We start from the raw sequence: 17,375 nt of genomic DNA, 5'->3' as shown, positions 1-17,375 counted from the left end.
CACCAAGAATGATAAATAAAGGGAAGGGCTGGCGTCTGGCCACGGTTGCGGCGGCACTGATGATGGCAGGGTCTGCCTGGGCCACCGAGTATTCCGCCAGCTTCAAGAATGCCGACATCGAAGAGTTCATCAACACGGTCGGCAAGAACCTGAGCAAGACCATCATCATAGAGCCTTCGGTGCGCGGCAAGATCAACGTCCGCAGTTACGACCTGCTCAACGAGGAGCAGTACTACCAGTTCTTCCTGAGCGTGCTCGACGTCTATGGCTTCGCCGTGGTGCCCATGGACAACGGCGTGCTCAAGGTGGTGCGCTCCAAGGATGCCAAGACCTCGGCCATCCCGGTGGTGGATGAGACCAACCCTGGCATAGGCGACGAGATGGTGACCCGGGTGGTGCCAGTGCGCAACGTCTCGGTGCGCGAATTGGCGCCCCTGCTGCGTCAGCTCAATGACAACGCCGGTGGCGGCAACGTGGTCCATTATGATCCCTCCAACGTGCTGCTCATCACGGGCCGTGCTGCCGTGGTCAACCGGCTGGTGGAAGTGGTTCGCCGGGTCGACAAGGCGGGCGATCAGGAGGTGGACATCATCAAGCTGAAATATGCCTCCGCCGGCGAGATGGTGCGACTGGTCACCAACCTCAACAAGGATGGCAACAGTCAGGGCGGCAACACCTCTCTGCTGCTGGCGCCCAAGGTGGTGGCCGACGAGCGCACCAACTCTGTGGTGGTCAGTGGTGAACCCAAGGCACGGGCCCGCATCATACAGATGGTGCGTCAGCTCGATCGGGATCTGCAGAGCCAGGGCAACACTCGGGTCTTCTACCTCAAATACGGCAAGGCCAAGGACATGGTTGAGGTGCTCAAGGGCGTCAGCTCCAGCATAGAAGCGGACAAGAAGGGCGGCGGTACCACCACGACTGGTGGCGGTGCCAGTATCGGTGGTGGCAAGCTGGCCATCTCCGCTGACGAAACCACCAATGCCCTGGTCATTACTGCCCAGCCCGATGTGATGGCCGAACTGGAGCAGGTGGTCGCCAAGTTGGACATCCGCCGCGCCCAGGTGCTGGTGGAGGCGATCATCGTCGAGATCGATGATGGCGACGGCCTCAACCTCGGGGTTCAGTGGGCCAATACCAATGGCGGTGGCACCCAGTTTAACAGTACCGGTCTGCCCATCGGTTCAGTGGCCATCGCCGCCAAGGATTACAAGGACAACGGCAACACGGACTCGCTTTCCACGCTGGCCAGTGGTTTCAATGGCATGGCTGCCGGTTTCTACAAGGGCAACTGGGCCATGTTGGTGACGGCGCTCTCCACCAATACCAAGAGCGATATTCTCTCCACTCCGAGTATCGTTACCATGGACAACAAGGAAGCCTCCTTCAACGTCGGCCAGGAAGTGCCGGTGCAAAGCGGCTCCCAGAGCTCGACCACCAGCGATCAGGTGTTCAATACCATTGAGCGCAAGACGGTGGGTACCAAGCTGGTGGTGACGCCGCAGATCAATGAAGGGGACTCGGTGCTGCTCACTATCGAGCAGGAAGTCTCCAGTGTGGCGAGCAAGGCTGCGGAGGGCACTGCAACACTGGGTCCGACCTTTGATACCCGCACCATCAAGAACGCCGTGCTGGTGAAAAGCGGCGAAACCGTGGTGCTGGGTGGCTTGATGGATGAAAAAACCAGTGAAACAGTCTCCAAGGTGCCGTTGCTAGGCGATATCCCCGTACTGGGTTACCTGTTCCGTTCTACCAACAACAGTACCTCCAAGCGCAACCTGATGGTCTTCATCCGGCCGACCATATTGCGGGATGCCAACGTCTACTCCGGCATCTCCAGCAACAAGTACACCCTGTTCCGGGCCGAGCAGCTCGAGGCATCTGCCCAGGAAGGCTACCTCACCTCGCCCAAACGCCAGGTGCTGCCCGAGTATGGCCAGGATGTCACAGTGTCTCCCGAGGCGCAGAAGCAGATCGAACAAATGAAGGCGCGCCAGCAGGCGACGGCTGACGGAGTGCAGCCATTCGTACAGGGTAGCAAGTGATGGCGGCGTACCAGCTTGACGGAACGGATTTGCCGGCAGCCCTGCCCGAGTTGCCGTTCGCCTTTGCCCGCAACTTCGGTGTCATCCTGACCGAGCGGCAGGGGACTCCCCTGCTGCTCTGCCGTCAGGGTGTGACGCCACAAGCCCTGCTGGAAGTGCGGCGGGTGGCGGGCTGCGCCTTCACGGTGGAGCAGATGGACGGCGAGGCGTTTGAAGAGCTGCTGATGGCCCACTATCAGCGCGACTCTTCCGAGGCGCGCCAGCTGATGGAGGATCTCGGCAACGAGATGGACTTCTTTGCGCTGGCCGAAGAGCTGCCCCAGAGCGAGGACCTGCTGGACGCTGACGACGACGCTCCCATCATCCGCCTCATCAACGCCATGTTGAGCGAGGCGATAAAAGAGGAGGCGTCCGACATCCATATCGAGACCTTTGAACGGGCGCTGGTCATTCGCTTCCGCATCGATGGCGTGCTGCGGGAGATCCTGCGCCCCCATCGAAAGCTGGCCTCCCTGCTGGTGTCGCGCATCAAGGTCATGTCGCGGATGGACATCGCCGAGAAGCGGGTGCCGCAGGATGGCCGAATCTCCCTGCGCATCGGTGGCAGGGCGGTGGACGTGCGGGTCTCCACCATGCCGTCCAGCTACGGTGAGCGGGTGGTATTGCGTTTGCTCGACAAGAACAACGTGAGGCTCGAACTCAAGCAGCTTGGCATGACGCTGGCCAACCGCAACATCATCAGCGAACTCATTCGCAAGCCCCACGGCATCATTCTGGTGACGGGGCCGACCGGTTCGGGCAAGTCGACCACTCTGTATGCGGCACTCTCCGAGATCAACTCGCGGGATCGCAATATTCTCACGGTGGAAGATCCCATCGAATATGACCTCGAAGGGGTGGGCCAGACCCAGGTCAACAGCAAGGTGGACATGACCTTTGCCCGCGGCCTGCGCGCCATCTTGCGTCAGGATCCTGACGTGGTGATGGTGGGGGAAATTCGAGACCTCGAGACTGCCCAGATAGCGGTGCAGGCGTCGCTCACCGGTCACCTGGTAATGTCGACCCTGCACACCAACACCGCCATCGGTGCCATCACCCGGATGCGGGACATGGGGATAGAGCCTTTCCTGCTCTCCTCATCGCTGTTGGCGGTACTGGCCCAGCGGCTGGTGCGTACTCTCTGTCCGGATTGCCGTACCCCGCGCCCCATCACCGAGCAGGAGCGCCTTGCCATGGGCATCGAGCTCGCGCCGGATCAGCAGGTGTGGCGCCCGGTGGGTTGCGAGCAGTGCAACCACACAGGCTATCGTGGCCGGACTGGCATTCACGAGCTGGTGGTGATCGACGAGGCGGTGCGCGAGGCGATCCACAGCGCCAGCGGCGAACTGGCCATCGAGCGGCTGATCCGGGGTCATACCCCCAGCATCCGTCGCGACGGCATCGACAAGGTGCTCAAGGGGCAGACCAGCCTCGAAGAGGTGCTGCGTGTGACTCGGGAAGATTGAGATGGCAGCATTCGAATACAAGGCTCTCGACAGCAAGGGACGGAACAAGAGCGGCGTACTGGAAGGGGATTCTGCCCGCCAGGTGCGCCAGCAATTGCGTGAGCAGGGGCTGACCCCGCTCGAGGTGAACGAGACCACGGAGAAGGCAAAGCGGGAAGCAAATCGCTTCGTGCTGTTTCGCCGTGGCGCCTCCACTTCCGAACTGGCCCTCATCACGCGTCAGCTGGCAACCCTGGTGGGTGCAGGGCTGACCATCGAAGAGGCGTTGCGGGCAGTGGCCGAGCAGTGCGAGAAGGCCCACCTGCGCAGCCTGGTGGCGACGGTGCGCAGCAAGGTAGTGGAGGGTTACTCGCTGGCCGATTCGCTGGGGGCTTTTCCCCACGTGTTCGATCAGCTGTTTCGCTCCATGGTGGCGGCGGGGGAGAAGTCCGGTCATCTGGAGAAGGTGCTCAACCGGCTCGCCGACTACACGGAGCAGCGCCAGCATATGCGCACCAAGCTGCTGCAGGCGATGATCTACCCCATAGTGCTCACTCTGGTGGCGGTCGGGGTCATCTCGATCCTGCTCACTGCCGTGGTGCCCAAGGTGGTGGCCCAGTTTGAACACATGGGCCAGCAGCTGCCTGCCACCACCCGCTTCCTCATCGGCACCAGCGAGCTGATGCAGCACTACGGGCTGTGGTTCCTGTTGCTGCTGTTTATGGGTGGGTTTGTCTGGCGCTGGTGGCTGACCGACGAGAAGCGTCGCCGTCACTGGCATCAGGTGGTGCTGCGCCTGCCGGTCATAGGCCGGGTCAGCCGTGGTCTCAACACCGCCCGTTTCGCCCGTACCCTGAGCATACTCAACGCCAGCGCCGTGCCCCTGCTGGAGGGGATGAAGATCGCCGGCGAGGTGCTCTCCAATGACTTTGCCCGTACTCGCATCGGTGAGGCCACCGAACGGGTGCGGGAGGGTACCAGCCTGCGCAAGGCGCTGGATGAAACCAAGATTTTCCCGCCCATGATGCTGCACATGATTGCCTCCGGCGAGCAGAGCGGCGAGCTCGACAGCATGCTGGAGCGGGCGGCGGACAACCAGGACAGGGAATTCGAAACCCAGGTGAACATCGCCCTCGGCGTGTTCGAGCCCATGCTGGTGGTCTCCATGGCCGGGGTCGTGCTGTTCATCGTGATGTCGATCCTGCAGCCGATCCTCGAGCTGAACAATATGGTGAATTTATGATGCTGGCGTGCAGGTGACTTCGGTCGATCCTGCAGTCAACTCGCTCGAGCTGAACAACATGGTGAATTTATGATGTTGGCGTGAGGGTGACTTCGGTCGATCCTGCAGTCAATTCGCTCGAGCTGAACAATATGGTGAATTTATGATGCTGGCGTGCCGGTGACTTCGGTCGATCCTGCAGTCAATTCGCTCGAGCTGAACAATATGGTGAATTTATGATGCTGTCGTGCAGGTGACTTCGGTCGATCCTGCAGTCAACTCGCTCGAGCTCAACAATATGGTCAATCTCTGATGGCCTGCGCCATCTCATTTCGTTAGGGAGTAAGTCATGCAAAAGCGTCGTCAATCCGGTTTTACCCTGCTGGAAGTCATGGTGGTCATCGTGATCCTCGGGATCCTGGCCAGCCTGGTAGTGCCCAACCTGATGGGCAACAAGGAGAAGGCTGACCAGCAGAAAGCCGTCTCCGATATAGTTGCGCTGGAAAATGCCCTCGACATGTACAAGCTGGACAACAACCGCTACCCGAGTACTGAACAGGGTCTGGATGCGTTGGTCAACAAGCCGAGCGCAGCTCCCGAGCCGCGCAGCTACCGCGACGGTGGTTACATCAAGCGCCTGCCGCAGGACCCTTGGGGCAACCCGTACCAGATGCTGAGTCCGGGCCAGTTTGGCAAGATCGACATCTTCTCCATGGGGCTGGATGGCGAAGCCGGTACCGATGACGACATCGGCAACTGGAATCTGAAGGATTTCCAATAACGTGATTGAGTGCACTGCCATCAAGGCACTGTGGATCCCGTTGCCGTGAGGGGCCCGTCGTCTCCTCATCGCCAGACGGGCTTTACCCTGCTGGAGGTATTGCTGGTCGCCATGCTGATGGGGCTGGTGGCCACCGCCGTCACTCTCAGCATGGGAGGGGCCAAGGGGGATCGCGAGCTCGACAAGCAGGCGCGCCGCTTCATGGCGACCCTGCAACAGGCGCAGGAGTATTCGGTGATGGATGGCCGGCTGGTGGGGCTTCGCATCGAGGATCACGGCTGGCAGTTCATGCAGCGTGCGGCCAAGGATCGCAAGTGGCAGGCACTGACCGGCGACAAGATCCTGGGACAGGTGCAACTGCCTGACACCCAGCTGCTGGCCATAGAGCTCGAGGGATTCAGCTGGCGTACCGAGTCCGACGAGAAAACCGAGCGGGGTCGGGACGAGAAGGAACGCACGCCCCAGGTGCTGATCTTCCCCGGTGGCGAGCTGACCCCTTTCGTGCTGACGCTGACCCAACAGGATGAGGATGTGCGCTACCTGCGCACGGTCAAGGCGGATGAATTCGGCCGCCTGCGACTGCTGCAGGACGAGGAGGAGGAATGAACGCCCGTGGCATGACGCTGCTCGAAGTGATGGTGGCGCTGGCGGTGTTCGCCATCGCGGGCCTCGCCGTGATGAAAACCGCCAGCGAGCACCTCTCCGCGCTCAATTATCTGGAAGAGAAGACGCTGGCGACCTGGGTAGTAGAGAATCAGCTGGTGCAGCAGAAGCTGGAGGCCAAGTGGCCCGGTGACAGCTGGGTGGAGGGAGACGAACAGATGGCGGGTCAGACCTGGTACTGGCGTTATCGCGGCGTGGCCACCGCCGACAACAACTTCAAGGCGCTGGATATGGAAGTGCGTACTGCGCCCAAGGCAGAGAGTCCGGTTGCCTTCATCCGGACCTATATCAGCCGATGAACCTGAGTCAGCTTGTCTCCATGATCCGGAGCCGATGTCAGCCGATGAACCCGAGTCAGCTTGTCTCCATGATCCGGAGCCGGTGTCAGCCGATGAACAGTCTTGGCTTTAGCCAAACGCGTACCCGTCAGGCGGGCTTCACCCTGCTGGAGATGCTGGTGGCTATCGCCATCTTCGCCAGCCTGAGCATGGGTGCCTATCAGGTGCTGCAGGGGGTGCTCACCAGCGATGAGGTGGCCAAGAAGAAGGAGGCGCGCCTCTCCGAGTTGCAGTTGGCTTTCACCCTGATGGAGCGGGACATCACCCAGATGGTGCCCCGCAGCGGCCGCATTGACGGCGAAAACAACAAGGTGCTGCTGGCGGCATCCCGCTTCGGCCAGCAGAGCGACGACTGGGGCATGGCCTTCATTCGCGGTGGCTGGCTCAACCCGGATGGCATGCTGCCACGTTCCGGTTTGCAGCGGGTCGGCTGGCGCCTCAAGGATCACAAGCTGGAGCGGCTGAGCTACCTCTACCCGGATCCCGTGATAGGCACAGAGCCGCGCATCCAGCCCATGCTGGATCGGGTGACGGCGCTGCGACTCTATTTTTACGACAAGGGAGCCTGGCAAGAGGAGTGGACCCAGCGCAACGTACTGCCTTATGGCCTAGCAGTGGAGCTGGAGCTGGAAGATTACGGCACCCTTCGCCGCCAGTTCCTCATCGGGGCCGGTGGCCAGCGAGCAGAAAATGCGAACTAAGCGGACAGGCGCTGGCCACATGCCATCTTGCCGCCGCCAGGGGGGCATGGCCCTGCTGGTGGTGCTGCTCATATTGTCGGTGATGGTGATCATCGCCAGCAACATGAGCGGTCGCCTGCAACTGGAGCTGCGCCGTACCGGCAACCTCACCGCCGGCAAACAGGCCTGGTGGTATGCCATGTCGGCGGAGGCGCTGGTGAGCAAGGTGCTGGCTCAGGATTTCAAGGATGACCCCAACGTGGTGAGTCTGGGTCAGAACTGGGCCAGACAGGATGCCGTCTTCCCGGTGGATGACGGCAAGCTGACCGGCCGGGTGCGGGATCTGCAATCCTGCTTCAACCTCAACAGCCTGAGCGTGCCTCTGAAAGAGGGAGAGAGCGGCGACGATCTCGAGAAGCAGCCTTATCAGGTCAAGGCGTTTCGTGCCCTGCTCAAGCAGCTCGAGGTCGAGGATTACGAAGCGGTGCAGCTGACCGATGCCATCCGCGACTGGACCGACAAGGATACTGCGCTGGTCTCCAGCTACGGCGCCGAGGATGCTTATTACGAAGGGTTGACCCCCCCTTATCTGACCGCGAACCAGTGGATGCTCAGCACGGACGAGCTGAGGGCAGTGCGGGGGGTCAGTGCCAGTCTGTATGCCCGGCTGGCGCCCTATGTGTGCGCCCTGCCGAGCGACAAGCTGCTGGTGAACGTCAACACCATCAAGCCGGAACAGGCGGCACTGCTGGTGGCCCTCTATCTGGACAAGGTGGGGCTCGATGACGCCAAGAGGGTGCTGACCAGCCGCCCCCAGAAGGGGTGGAAGGAGAAGAAGGCGATGACGGATCAGATGCCGGTGCCGGTGAGCACTATCTCCGGGCTGGACGCGGCGCTGGACGTCAAGAGCAGCTATTTCGAGGCCAAGCTGATTGCCGAGGTGGGTGACACCCGGGCCAGGCTGGAGAGCGTTTTCGTGCGTGGCAAAGACAACAAGCTGGTGATGCTGCGTCGCCTCAACGGCGGCGCCGAATGATAAACAGGTGTGGGTGACGGCCGCTGGTCGTACCCGCCCTGACCCGTATTGGACAGCAGCCGAGGGCTGCGCTCCCGCCCATCCTCTGGGATGCGGACGGGAATGGCAGGAGAGATATTTGTGAGCGAGAGTCTGGTCATCCGTCTGGGGACCAATGCGCAGCAACCGGTCGAGTGGCTGGTGTGGTCGGCCAAGGAGGAGGAGATCATTGCCTCCGGCACCCTGGCCTCGGCCCATGCCCTCGGCGAGCTGCGGGAGCGTGCTGGTGGCCGCCCGGTAGTGACCCTGGTGCCGGGCTGCGACCTTATCTTCCGGCGGGTAAGCCTGCCGGGCAAATACAGTCGCCAGGCCGCGGCGGCCTTGCCCTACCTGCTGGAGGAACAGATCGCCTCCGATGTGGACGAGTTGCATCTGGTCGTGCTCGGTCATGAGGGGCACAAGGTGGACCTGATGGCGGTCGACAAGGAGAAGATGCAGAGCTGGCTGGGCTGGTTGCAGCAGGCTGGTCTCAAGAGCCAGCAGTTGTTGCCGGACGTGCTGGCGTTGCCGCCCGCTGCCGATGGCTGGTCCGCGCTGCAACTGGGCAAGGAGTGGCTGCTGCGTCAGGGCCCCTGTGAGGGCATAGTGGCCGACGAGTCGCTGCTGGCCATGTTGCTAGCGGCAGAGGCCGAACCTGCCACCATTCACAGTCATACCTCGCCGCCGGCGATCCCGGCAGCCAACTGGCTGGCAGCCGATCCAGAGCTGCCCATGCTGCTGCTGGCCAGGGGGGCGCTGAACTGTCAGGCCAACCTGTTGCAGGGCCCCTACCGGCCACAGACCGAATACTCCCGCTACTGGTTGCAGTGGCGCAAGGTGGCCGTGGTGGCCGGGCTCTTGCTGCTGGTGGCGCTCACCCAGCGTGGCGTGCACCTCTATCAGCTGGCGGAGCAGGACAAGGCCCTCAAGGCCGAGATCCGGCAGGTCTACACCCGGATCTTCCCGGGGGAGAACCGGATCGTCAACGTGCGCAGTCAGATGGCACAGCACCTCAAGCAGCTGGGGCAGACCCCGCAGGATGGCATGCTGATGTTGCTGACCGAGCTGGCGCCCACGTTTGCCGAGGTACCGGGTCTCAAGCCCGAGGTGCTGCGCTTCGATGCTGCCCGGGGCGAATTGCGCTTGCAGGTGACGGCGCCCGGGTTTGCCGAGATAGAGCGTTTTCGGGAACTGGCAGGCAAGCGCTTCGCGGTACAGCAGGGCGAGGTGCGCAGCACCGAGGGCAAGGTCGAGGGGGCACTGGTGCTGAAGGGTAAATCATCATGATGGACAAACTACAAGGCTGGTGGCGTGGCATCAGCGCCCGTGAGCAGCGCCTGGTGGCCGTCGGCGGTAGCTGTCTGCTGATCGGGTTCTGCTACTGGGTCGTCTGGCAACCCATTGCCAACCGCATCGACGAGCGCGAGCGGCAGGTATTGAGTCAGCAGCAGACCCTGGCCTGGCTCAAGGAGAAGGGCGAAGAGGTGCTGGCGATGCAGGGCGGCCAGGGTCGTCAGATCGACACCAGCGGCACCCTGGAAGGGGTGGTGAACCGCACCGCCTTCAACCAGAAGATCAAAATTGCCCGGTTGCAGCCCCAGGGGCAGGAGCTGCAGGTGTGGATCGACACGGTGGCGTTCGATGATCTGCTGATCTGGCTGGCGACTCTGACCGATCGGTATGGCGTGCAGGTGCAGGTCATCGAGGTGGCCCGCGAGAACCTGGCGCCGGGTCTGGTCAAGGTCAGACGCTTGCAGTTGAGTCGTCCCCAATGACCCCAAGCGTGCTGAGCGCCGTCCGGTTTCCGGCATCTCGCTCCGGTATGATTTCGGGCCTGGCCAAGGCCAGATATTTGCAATCGAGTCGTTTTCTATGAAGCAAAAAGTACTGATCGCCATCCTGTTTCTGGTGGCCTATCTCGGTTTTCTGCTGGTGAAACTGCCAGCCACCCTGGTGGTGCGCCATCTGCCGTTGCCGCCCAACCTGGTGCAGCTGGAAGGGGTGAGCGGCACCCTCTGGAGCGGCCAGGTCGCCCGGCTGCAATACGCCAGCGAGTCGCTGACCCAGCTGCGCTGGGAGCTCAACGGCTGGTCGCTGCTGCGCTTCGCCCCCGAGGTCTCCCTGCGTTTCGGTGATCGCAGCGGCCTCAATGGCCAGGGCGTGGTCGGCTGGAACGGCGCCGCCTTTGGTCGCGACATCACCCTCAACGTGCCCGCACCCTGGGTGCTGGATAGGGTGCCCATGCGGTTGCCGTTCCCGCTGACGGTGGCGGGCCAGCTGCAGCTCAAGGTCGATCAGTTTGCCCAGGGCAATCCCTGGTGTGACAACCTCTACGGCAACCTCCATTGGTATGGTGCCGATGCCGATACCCCGGCCGGCAAGCTGCCGCTGGGGGATCCCGAGCTCAAGTTGACCTGCATCGACTCCCGGCTGGTGGCCGAGCTCAAGCAGGGCTCGGAGGCGGTGCAGGTGATGGGCAAGCTGGAGCTGCAACCCAATCGCCAGTACCTGTTCCAGGGTACCCTCAAACCGGGCCCGGAACTGCCGGACCAGATGAAGCAGGGGTTGCCCTTCCTCGGTCAGCCCGACGGTCAGGGGCGCTTCCCGCTGCGCTATCAGGGTCGCATCTGACGACATCGTCTGCCGGTCTGGAAAAAGGATGAACAGGGCCCTGCTTCGGCGGGGTCCTGTCGTTATGGGGTCCCTGTCTCGCCGCTCGGTGCCGTAATGAGGTGGTTCAGAAAGAAGCTGAATAGCTCGGCCCGTGAGCCGAGCCGCAGTTTGCCATAGAGGTGTTTGCGGTGATTCTTCACTGTGCCGCTGCCAATGCCGAGCTCGGCGGCAATGGCTTCGGTATCCAGCCCCTGCAACAGTAGGCCCGCCACCTGCCGCTCGCGCCGGGTGAGCCGATCCCCGCCCACACTCGCCATCGCCTGCTCTACCGCACTCCTGAGGCTGGCGCTGTCTGGCAGTGCAGTGCTCTGGGCCAGTAGCGGCTGGCTCTGCTGCCACTGTTGGCGACACAGTGAATGTACCAGCGGAAACAGCTGCTCCAGCCTCGCCAGCTCGTCACAGCTGAGGGAGCTGCGTTTGTCGAGGCGTCCGAGAAACAGCATGAGCGTCAGTCCGTCCCGCACCGGCAGAATAAGCCCCACCTCCTCCTGCCAGCCGGTGGCCTGATAGAAGTGGTGGCGATACTCGGGATCCAGCCGCCCTTGTGACACCTGTGCCAGGGTCCAGACCCCGGCAGGCAGCCCCTCGGACAACGCCTGCATGAAAGGATCCTGACTGAAGTGGCTGGTGAGGTAGCGGTCAAACAGCAGGGCCCGCTGGTGGTTCAGGTTGTCGTAGAGGTAGACGGGCCTTTGCCCCACTCCGAGCAGCAGGGCGCAGTCGAACGCCACCTGCTGCTGGATGAGGCGCACCAGGGCTGCCGAAAAGGCGCTGTCGTGCAGGGCATCGACGACCTCGGTCAGCGTGGTGGTGAGCAGATCGGCGGCACATTGCTGGGATAGGGGCTGGGTCATGGCGGCTGGGCTCGGGGCTGCGGGGACAGGCTCCCCAAGATGGCCGCAATGCTAGCACGAGAGTTACAAAACTGTCCCCCAGGGGACATATCCGCCACGGGCCAGAGCGGCGAGTATGGCCACTTTTCCCCTGCTGCTGGAGCACCCATGATCAACCCCCACCTGCTCGATGAGCTGACCGAGCGCGGCCTTGTGGCCCAGAATTCCGATCCGGCGGCGCTGGCCGACCATCTCGCCACGCCGCGTACCCTCTACTGCGGGTTCGATCCCACCGCCGGCAGCCTGCATATCGGTCATCTGGTGCCGCTCTTGATGCTGCGGCGCTTCCAGCTGGCGGGCCACACCCCGGTGGCACTGGTGGGCGGGGCCACAGGCCTTATCGGCGATCCCAGCTTCAAGGCAACCGAGCGCAGCCTCAACAGCGCCGACACCGTGCAGGGTTGGGTGGCCAGCCTGTCGGCCCAGATCAAGGCGCTGCTGCCCGCCACCGACGCCCTGTCGGCCCCTGTGCTGGTCAACAACGCCGACTGGATGGGGCAGATGTCGGCCCTCGATTTTCTGCGCGACATCGGCAAACACTTTTCGGTCAACGCCATGCTGGCGCGAGAATCGGTGCGCCAGCGGCTGGCCCGCCCGGATCAGGGCATCTCCTTTACCGAGTTCTCCTACGCCCTGCTGCAATCCCAGGATTTTGCGGTGCTCAACCAGCGGTTCGGCTGCACCCTGCAAATCGGCGGCAACGATCAGTGGGGCAACATCACCAGCGGCATGGATCTCACCCGCCGCCTCCATCAGGCCCAGGTGTACGGCATGACGTTGCCGCTCATCACCAAGGCGGATGGCACCAAGTTCGGTAAAACAGAGGGTGGCGCTGTCTGGCTCGATCCTGCGCTCACCTCGCCCTATGCCTTCTACCAGTTCTGGCTCGGCACGGCGGACGAGGATGTCTACCGCTTCCTGCGCTACTACAGCTTTATGCCGCTGAGCGAGATTGCCGACCTGGAGGCGGAAGATGCCGAGCGGCAAGGGCGCAAGCAGGCCCAGCAGGTGCTGGCGGACGAGCTGACCGAACTGGTGCACGGCAAGGCGGCGCTGGCGGCGGTACGGCGCATCAGCGAGCTGCTGTTTTGCGGCGAGGTGGCCCGCCTCGGCGAGAGCGATCTCGCCCAACTGGCGCAAGACGGCATGCCGAGTTGCACTGTCAGTGGTGAGATGGATCTGGTCACTTTACTGGTCAGCTGCGGTTTGGCGAACTCCAAGCGCATCGCCCGCGAACTGCTGGCGGCGGGAGCCATCAGCCTCAATGGTGTCATCAAGCAGGATGAGCAACTGAGTGCAAAGGATCGGCTGTTTGGCCGCTACCTGCTGCTGCGCCGGGGCAAGAAGCAGTACCAGCTGGTGGCGTGGCAGGGGTGAGGCGACCGGGATCGACAAGGGCTGCCTGGGCAGCCCTTTTGTTTATCCGCTGCCCGCTGGGTCAGCGGCAGCCATCCGGCGTCATCGTGGAAGGGATGGGGGAGGCTGTGCCTGGTTGCCCAGATGCTCCCCTGCCTCGGCTTACACGGCCAGCGGCAATAACTCGGCGTAATCGCGGATCGCCGGGAAGGCGGTGATGTGCTGCTCGGGCTGGCAGCTGTCAGGGTTCTGGATGGCGAGCTGATAGCCGATGCCGTAGTCGGCGGCGGCCCGCAGGATCCGCTCGCTGTCATCCACAAACAGGGTGCGGGCCGGATCGAACGCCAGCCGCTGTGCCAGCGCCTGCCAGCAGTGCTGGCTCTCCTTCGACCAGCCCAGCTCGTGGGTGCTCACCATCAGATCCAGATGATCAGCAAGACAGAGCTGCGCATCCTTGACCGACAGGCTGGCGGGGTGGGCGTTGGTGAAGAGCACCAGCCGCTTGCCTGCTGCCCGCAGCTCGGCCAGAAAGGGGATGGCGTTGGGCCGCCACCGGATCTTCTCCAGCAGCTCCTGCTTGAGGGCGCGTATGTCCAGCCCCAGGGTTTGGCTCCAGTAATCCACGCAGTACCAGTCGAGGGTGCCGCTGACGGCGTGATAGTGCCGATCGATCTGCGCCTTGGCCTCCGCCAGTGGCAAACCGAGGCGCTCGGCATAACGCTCGGCACCAGTTGCTGCCAAAGGTGGTTGTCAAAATGGAGATCGATCAGAGTGCCATCCATATCGAGCAGAACTGTATCTATCTGGTGCCAGGGCAAGGGGGTCGACATGGGGCTTCTCGCGGTCAATGAGGGTGGGGAAAACAGGGCGGCATTATAACGGATTTTTCCGTCTGCTTTCGCCGCTTTGCCCCGTGGTGTTCGTTCGGGGAGTCGTTTACTCTTGAAGCACGATTTTTTAACGAGCAGCCAGCGCCCGATGAGTGACCACCACAATAGCAAGCCCGAATACCTCAGTGTCGACACCATGGCGCATGACAAGAGCAAGCCGGAGATCCTCAAGGCCGAAATAGTGGCCGAGAGCCGGCTGTTCAAGGTGGAATCCCTGCATCTTAAATTCAGCAATGGGGAGGAGCGGGTCTACGAGCGGATGCGCGGCGGCAACCGGGGCGCCGTCATGGTGGTGCCGCTGTTCGATGCCCACACCCTGCTGCTGGTGCGCGAGTACGCGGCGGGCACCCACTCTTACGAGCTGGGCTTCCCCAAGGGGCTGATAGATCCGGGCGAGAACGCCTTCGAGGCGGGCAACCGGGAGCTGATGGAGGAGGCGGGCTTCGGCGCCAACAGCCTGATCCCCCTCAAGCAGGTGTCGCTGGCGCCCGGTTACTTCTCCAGCCGGATGGACATACTGCTGGCGCGGGATCTCTTCCCGGAGCAACGGATCGGCGATGAGCCCGAGCCCCTCGAGGTGATCCCCTGGCCCCTCAACCGTATCGACGAATTGCTGGCACGACCCGACTTCAGCGAGTCGCGCAGCATCAGTGCCCTGCTGCTGGCCCAGAAGTGGCTGGCGGAGCAGGAAAACTAGCCCAAGCGTGGGCAAAGGCAATAAATAAAAACAGAGGATAACAAGATGCAGGAGTTGTTGGCCTGGGTTCCTAGGGTCAAGGAGATCGCCCGCGAAGCGGGCAGGATCCTTCACGAAATCTATCACGGCGGTCAGTTCGAGCGTCAGCTGAAGGAGGATGCGACCCCGGTCACCAGTGCCGATCTTGCTGCCGATGCCTACCTCAAACAGGCGCTGTCGGCGCTCACCCCCCATGTGCCCGTGCTGACCGAAGAGGCGGCCGATGTGCCCTTCAGTCTGCGAGCCAACTGGCGGCAGTACTGGCTGGTGGATCCCCTCGACGGCACCGGTGAGTTCATCGCCGGCAGCGGTGACTTCGCCACCCTGATCGCCCTGGTGCGGGACAATGTGCCCGTGCTCGGTGTCATCTACGCCCCCGAGTCCGACGTGCTCTACTGGGCGGTGCGCGGCCACGGCGCCTTCAAGGAGGTGAACGGCGAGACCTTGCCCATCAGCGCCATGCACCACGAACACGATCAGCCCGATTCGCTGGTGGTGGCCATCAGCCGTCGCCAGAAGCTGGAGAACCTGACCCGCCGTCTCAATCCGGCCATCAACTACGAGCTGATCCCGCTCGGCTCCAGCTCCCTCAAGTCCTGCTTGGTGGCGGAAGGCGCGGCCGACTGCTACGTGCGGCTCGGTCCTACCGGCGAGTGGGATACCGCCGCCGCCCAGTGCATCGTCGAGGCGGCTGGCGGTCGCATCCTCAGCCTGGCGCTGCAGCCGCTCAGTTACAACGAAACCGAGTCGCTGGAGAACCCGGACTTCATCGTAATGGGGGATCCGGATCTCGCCTGGGGCAAGATCCTGGCCCATCAGGCTGGCTGATGCTCTGCCGCCAGACGACACAAACAGGCGGCCTCAGGGCCGCCTGTTTGCTTGGTGTGATCCGCTGGTTTTATCGCAGATGAGCAGGGATATCCGCTGGCAAAGTACGATAATGACAGTGGATGATCACAATCCTTCCTGAGTAATTGGCATGAATTTCATGTAATGCTGAAAACGATCCGCTGGGCAAAATAAAAAAATGAGTATGAATAAGAATTTGGTTTTATATTTCATTGAAGCTTAGTTTTGTAGTTTTACTCAATTATGTGATCCCGATTGGATTCCCAATCTCACTGGTTGAAGCCCATTATGGTAGTGATATGTTTCAGTCCCGCTTTTTGAGAATTAAATCCTGATAAACCACAATAAGCTCAGATTAAAATACTGACAAAGTGTGGATTAGTAATGAGTTTATCTGTAGACGTCGTAAAGGATTTGTCCGGTTCCCAGCCCGCCGTTGCCAGCACCAGCCGCTGGCGGCGTCATGACACCCACTGGGCGATCAGCCTGTTTGGTACCGCCGTCGGCGCCGGCATCCTGTTTCTGCCCATCAACCTGGGTCTGGGCGGGATCTGGCCCCTGGTCATAGTGGCCGTGCTGGCCGGTCCCATGACTTTTCTGGCTCACCGCGGGTTGGCGCGCTTCGTGCTCTCCTCCTCCCGCCCTCACGCCGATTTCACCGAGGTAGCCGAGGAGCACTTCGGCAAGATGGCCGGCCGCCTCATCTCGGCGCTCTACTTCCTCTCCATCTTCCCGATCCTGCTCATCTACGGGGTGGGGCTGACCAACACGGTGGAGAGCTTCATGGTCAACCAGCTCGGCATGGCCACCCCGAACCGGGTGATGCTCTCCGGCCTGCTGGTGTTCGCCATGATCGCCGTGATGATGGCGGGGGAGAAGGCGATGTTGCGGGCGTTTGCCTTCATGGTCTATCCGCTGGCGGCCATTCTGGCGGCGCTTTCCTGCTATCTCATTCCCCAGTGGCAGTGGCCGGAAGTGACCGCGTTTGAAGGGGTTAGCTTCCTCAATACCGTCTGGCTGGCGCTGCCGGTCACTGTATTCGCTTTCAGCCACGCCGCCGCCATCTCTGGCTTTGCCAACGTGCAGCGGCGGGAATATGGCGAGCAGGCGGAGGCCAAGAGCGGCCTGATCCTGCGCAATACCACCATCATGCTGGTGGGCTTCGTGCTGTTCTTCGTCTTCTCCTGCGTGCTGAGCCTCTCCCCGGCCCAGCTGGCCGAGGCCAAGGCGCAGAACGTTTCCGTGCTCTCCTATCTTGCCAACATCACCGACAACCCGGTGATCGTGACGCTGGGGCCGCTTATTGCCTTCATCGCCATCAGCTCCTCCTTCCTCGGCCACTTCCTCGGTGCCCGCGAAAGCCTCAAAAGCCTGATTGCCAAGCCCACCGGCCTGTCGCTGGCCAAGGCGGACCGGCTCGGCATCGCCCTGATGTTCTTCGCTATCTGGGGCGCCGCCATCATCAACCCGGGCATTCTGGGGCTGATGGAGACCCTCTCTGGCCCGGTCATCGCCATGATCCTCTTCATCATGCCGGTGGTGGCCATCTACAAGGTGGAGGCGCTGGCCCGCTTCCGCCAGGGCTGGACCAACGGCTTCATCCTGCTGACCGGGTCGCTGGCGGTCTCGGCGTTGATCTTCAGCCTGTTGAAGTAACAGCGAGCTGTGGCAAAAAATGAGAGAGGCGACCCCGGGGTCGCCTCTCTCATTT

General features: G+C 62.2%; 16 protein-coding genes and 1 pseudogene. 15 read left to right on the top strand and 2 right to left on the bottom strand.

Annotation, left to right across the window (positions count from 1 at the left end; genetic code table 11):
* Positions 1–8: 8 nt before the first annotated feature.
* The 11 genes from exeD to exeN all read left to right on the top strand — a co-directional run bounded on the left by exeD (position 9) and on the right by exeN (position 10,898).
* A complete protein-coding gene (gene exeD, locus ACW5XD_RS05055; protein ID WP_456493913.1) occupies positions 9–2,045 on the top strand; it encodes a GspD family T2SS secretin variant ExeD in 2,037 nt (678 codons plus the stop codon).
* Positions 2,045–3,550, top strand: coding sequence for a GspE family T2SS ATPase variant ExeE (gene exeE / locus ACW5XD_RS05050; protein WP_456493912.1), 1,506 nt, complete (start codon positions 2,045–2,047; stop codon positions 3,548–3,550). The genes exeD and exeE overlap by 1 nt, the downstream gene beginning before the upstream one ends.
* A gap of 1 nt (position 3,551) precedes the next feature.
* Positions 3,552–4,772 carry a GspF family T2SS innner membrane protein variant ExeF gene (exeF, locus tag ACW5XD_RS05045; protein ID WP_456493911.1) on the top strand — a complete coding sequence of 407 codons (1,221 nt, stop codon included), beginning with the start codon at positions 3,552–3,554 and terminating at the stop codon, positions 4,770–4,772.
* Between the two features lie 328 nt (positions 4,773–5,100).
* Positions 5,101–5,532 carry a GspG family T2SS major pseudopilin variant ExeG gene (exeG, locus tag ACW5XD_RS05040; protein ID WP_456493910.1) on the top strand — a complete coding sequence of 144 codons (432 nt, stop codon included), beginning with the start codon at positions 5,101–5,103 and terminating at the stop codon, positions 5,530–5,532.
* 45 nt (positions 5,533–5,577) lie between these two features.
* The gene (gene exeH, locus ACW5XD_RS05035) at positions 5,578–6,138 is read left to right on the top strand and encodes a GspH family T2SS minor pseudopilin variant ExeH (RefSeq protein WP_456494067.1); all 561 of its coding nucleotides are present in this window, start codon (positions 5,578–5,580) and stop codon (positions 6,136–6,138) included.
* Positions 6,135–6,494: a GspI family T2SS minor pseudopilin variant ExeI gene (exeI, locus tag ACW5XD_RS05030; protein WP_043140785.1), complete on the top strand. Its 360-nt coding sequence runs from the start codon at positions 6,135–6,137 to the stop codon at positions 6,492–6,494. The genes exeH and exeI overlap by 4 nt, the downstream gene beginning before the upstream one ends.
* Positions 6,495–6,586: 92 nt before the next feature.
* Entirely contained in the window at positions 6,587–7,234 is a 648-nt protein-coding gene (gene exeJ / locus ACW5XD_RS05025; RefSeq protein ID WP_456493909.1) for a GspJ family T2SS minor pseudopilin variant ExeJ, read from the top strand.
* Between the two features lie 19 nt (positions 7,235–7,253).
* A complete protein-coding gene (exeK, locus tag ACW5XD_RS05020; RefSeq protein WP_456493908.1) occupies positions 7,254–8,249 on the top strand; it encodes a GspK family T2SS minor pseudopilin variant ExeK in 996 nt (331 codons plus the stop codon).
* A 120-nt stretch (positions 8,250–8,369) separates the two neighbouring features.
* Entirely contained in the window at positions 8,370–9,554 is a 1,185-nt protein-coding gene (gene exeL / locus ACW5XD_RS05015; protein ID WP_456493907.1) for a GspL family type II secretion system protein ExeL, read from the top strand.
* Positions 9,551–10,042: a GspM family type II secretion system protein ExeM gene (gene exeM, locus ACW5XD_RS05010; RefSeq protein ID WP_456493906.1), complete on the top strand. Its 492-nt coding sequence runs from the start codon at positions 9,551–9,553 to the stop codon at positions 10,040–10,042. Before exeL ends, exeM begins: the two co-directional genes overlap by 4 nt.
* Positions 10,043–10,139: 97 nt before the next feature.
* Positions 10,140–10,898, top strand: a complete 759-nt coding sequence (gene exeN / locus ACW5XD_RS05005; protein ID WP_456493905.1) for a GspN family type II secretion system protein ExeN — start codon at positions 10,140–10,142, stop codon at positions 10,896–10,898.
* Between the two features lie 62 nt (positions 10,899–10,960).
* On the opposite strand, the gene ACW5XD_RS05000 is transcribed toward exeN, so the two are convergent.
* Positions 10,961–11,794 carry a helix-turn-helix domain-containing protein gene (locus tag ACW5XD_RS05000; protein ID WP_456493904.1) on the bottom strand — a complete coding sequence of 278 codons (834 nt, stop codon included), beginning with the start codon at positions 11,792–11,794 and terminating at the stop codon, positions 10,961–10,963.
* 147 nt (positions 11,795–11,941) lie between these two features.
* On the opposite strand from ACW5XD_RS05000, the gene tyrS reads away from it, so the two are divergent.
* The gene (gene tyrS, locus ACW5XD_RS04995) at positions 11,942–13,210 is read left to right on the top strand and encodes a tyrosine--tRNA ligase (protein WP_456493903.1); all 1,269 of its coding nucleotides are present in this window, start codon (positions 11,942–11,944) and stop codon (positions 13,208–13,210) included.
* Between the two features lie 141 nt (positions 13,211–13,351).
* On the opposite strand, the pseudogene yrfG reads toward tyrS, so the two are convergent.
* Positions 13,352–14,019 (bottom strand): annotated as a pseudogene (gene yrfG, locus ACW5XD_RS04990) (GMP/IMP nucleotidase).
* Positions 14,020–14,167: 148 nt separating this feature from the next.
* Between yrfG and nudE the strand changes: the two are divergent.
* The 3 genes from nudE (at position 14,168) to ACW5XD_RS04975 (ending at position 17,320) form a co-directional block, all read left to right on the top strand.
* A complete protein-coding gene (nudE, locus tag ACW5XD_RS04985; RefSeq protein WP_456493902.1) occupies positions 14,168–14,776 on the top strand; it encodes an ADP compounds hydrolase NudE in 609 nt (202 codons plus the stop codon).
* A 45-nt stretch (positions 14,777–14,821) separates the two neighbouring features.
* Complete coding sequence (cysQ, locus tag ACW5XD_RS04980) at positions 14,822–15,643, top strand: 3'(2'),5'-bisphosphate nucleotidase CysQ (protein ID WP_456493901.1); 822 nt, start codon at positions 14,822–14,824, stop codon at positions 15,641–15,643.
* A gap of 405 nt (positions 15,644–16,048) precedes the next feature.
* Positions 16,049–17,320 carry an aromatic amino acid transport family protein gene (locus tag ACW5XD_RS04975; protein ID WP_456493900.1) on the top strand — a complete coding sequence of 424 codons (1,272 nt, stop codon included), beginning with the start codon at positions 16,049–16,051 and terminating at the stop codon, positions 17,318–17,320.
* Positions 17,321–17,375: the final 55 nt, after the last annotated feature.

Source organism: Aeromonas enterica (genome assembly GCF_054052465.1).
The sequence above is the reverse complement of the archived record's forward strand: the minus strand, read 5'-3'. Positions and strand labels throughout refer to the sequence as shown.

Coding starts and splice junctions, on each gene's coding strand:
- exeN (WP_456493905.1), top strand. CDS start 10,140: ATGAAGCAAAAAGTACTGATCGCCATCCTGTTTCTGGTGGCCTATCTC.
- cysQ (WP_456493901.1), top strand. CDS start 14,822: ATGCAGGAGTTGTTGGCCTGGGTTCCTAGGGTCAAGGAGATCGCCCGC.
- exeG (WP_456493910.1), top strand. CDS start 5,101: ATGCAAAAGCGTCGTCAATCCGGTTTTACCCTGCTGGAAGTCATGGTG.
- ACW5XD_RS04975 (WP_456493900.1), top strand. CDS start 16,049: ATGAGTTTATCTGTAGACGTCGTAAAGGATTTGTCCGGTTCCCAGCCC.
- exeI (WP_043140785.1), top strand. CDS start 6,135: ATGAACGCCCGTGGCATGACGCTGCTCGAAGTGATGGTGGCGCTGGCG.
- tyrS (WP_456493903.1), top strand. CDS start 11,942: ATGATCAACCCCCACCTGCTCGATGAGCTGACCGAGCGCGGCCTTGTG.
- exeJ (WP_456493909.1), top strand. CDS start 6,587: ATGAACAGTCTTGGCTTTAGCCAAACGCGTACCCGTCAGGCGGGCTTC.
- exeF (WP_456493911.1), top strand. CDS start 3,552: ATGGCAGCATTCGAATACAAGGCTCTCGACAGCAAGGGACGGAACAAG.
- nudE (WP_456493902.1), top strand. CDS start 14,168: ATGAGTGACCACCACAATAGCAAGCCCGAATACCTCAGTGTCGACACC.
- exeD (WP_456493913.1), top strand. CDS start 9: ATGATAAATAAAGGGAAGGGCTGGCGTCTGGCCACGGTTGCGGCGGCA.
- exeM (WP_456493906.1), top strand. CDS start 9,551: ATGATGGACAAACTACAAGGCTGGTGGCGTGGCATCAGCGCCCGTGAG.
- exeE (WP_456493912.1), top strand. CDS start 2,045: ATGGCGGCGTACCAGCTTGACGGAACGGATTTGCCGGCAGCCCTGCCC.
- ACW5XD_RS05000 (WP_456493904.1), bottom strand. CDS start 11,794: ATGACCCAGCCCCTATCCCAGCAATGTGCCGCCGATCTGCTCACCACC.
- exeK (WP_456493908.1), top strand. CDS start 7,254: ATGCCATCTTGCCGCCGCCAGGGGGGCATGGCCCTGCTGGTGGTGCTG.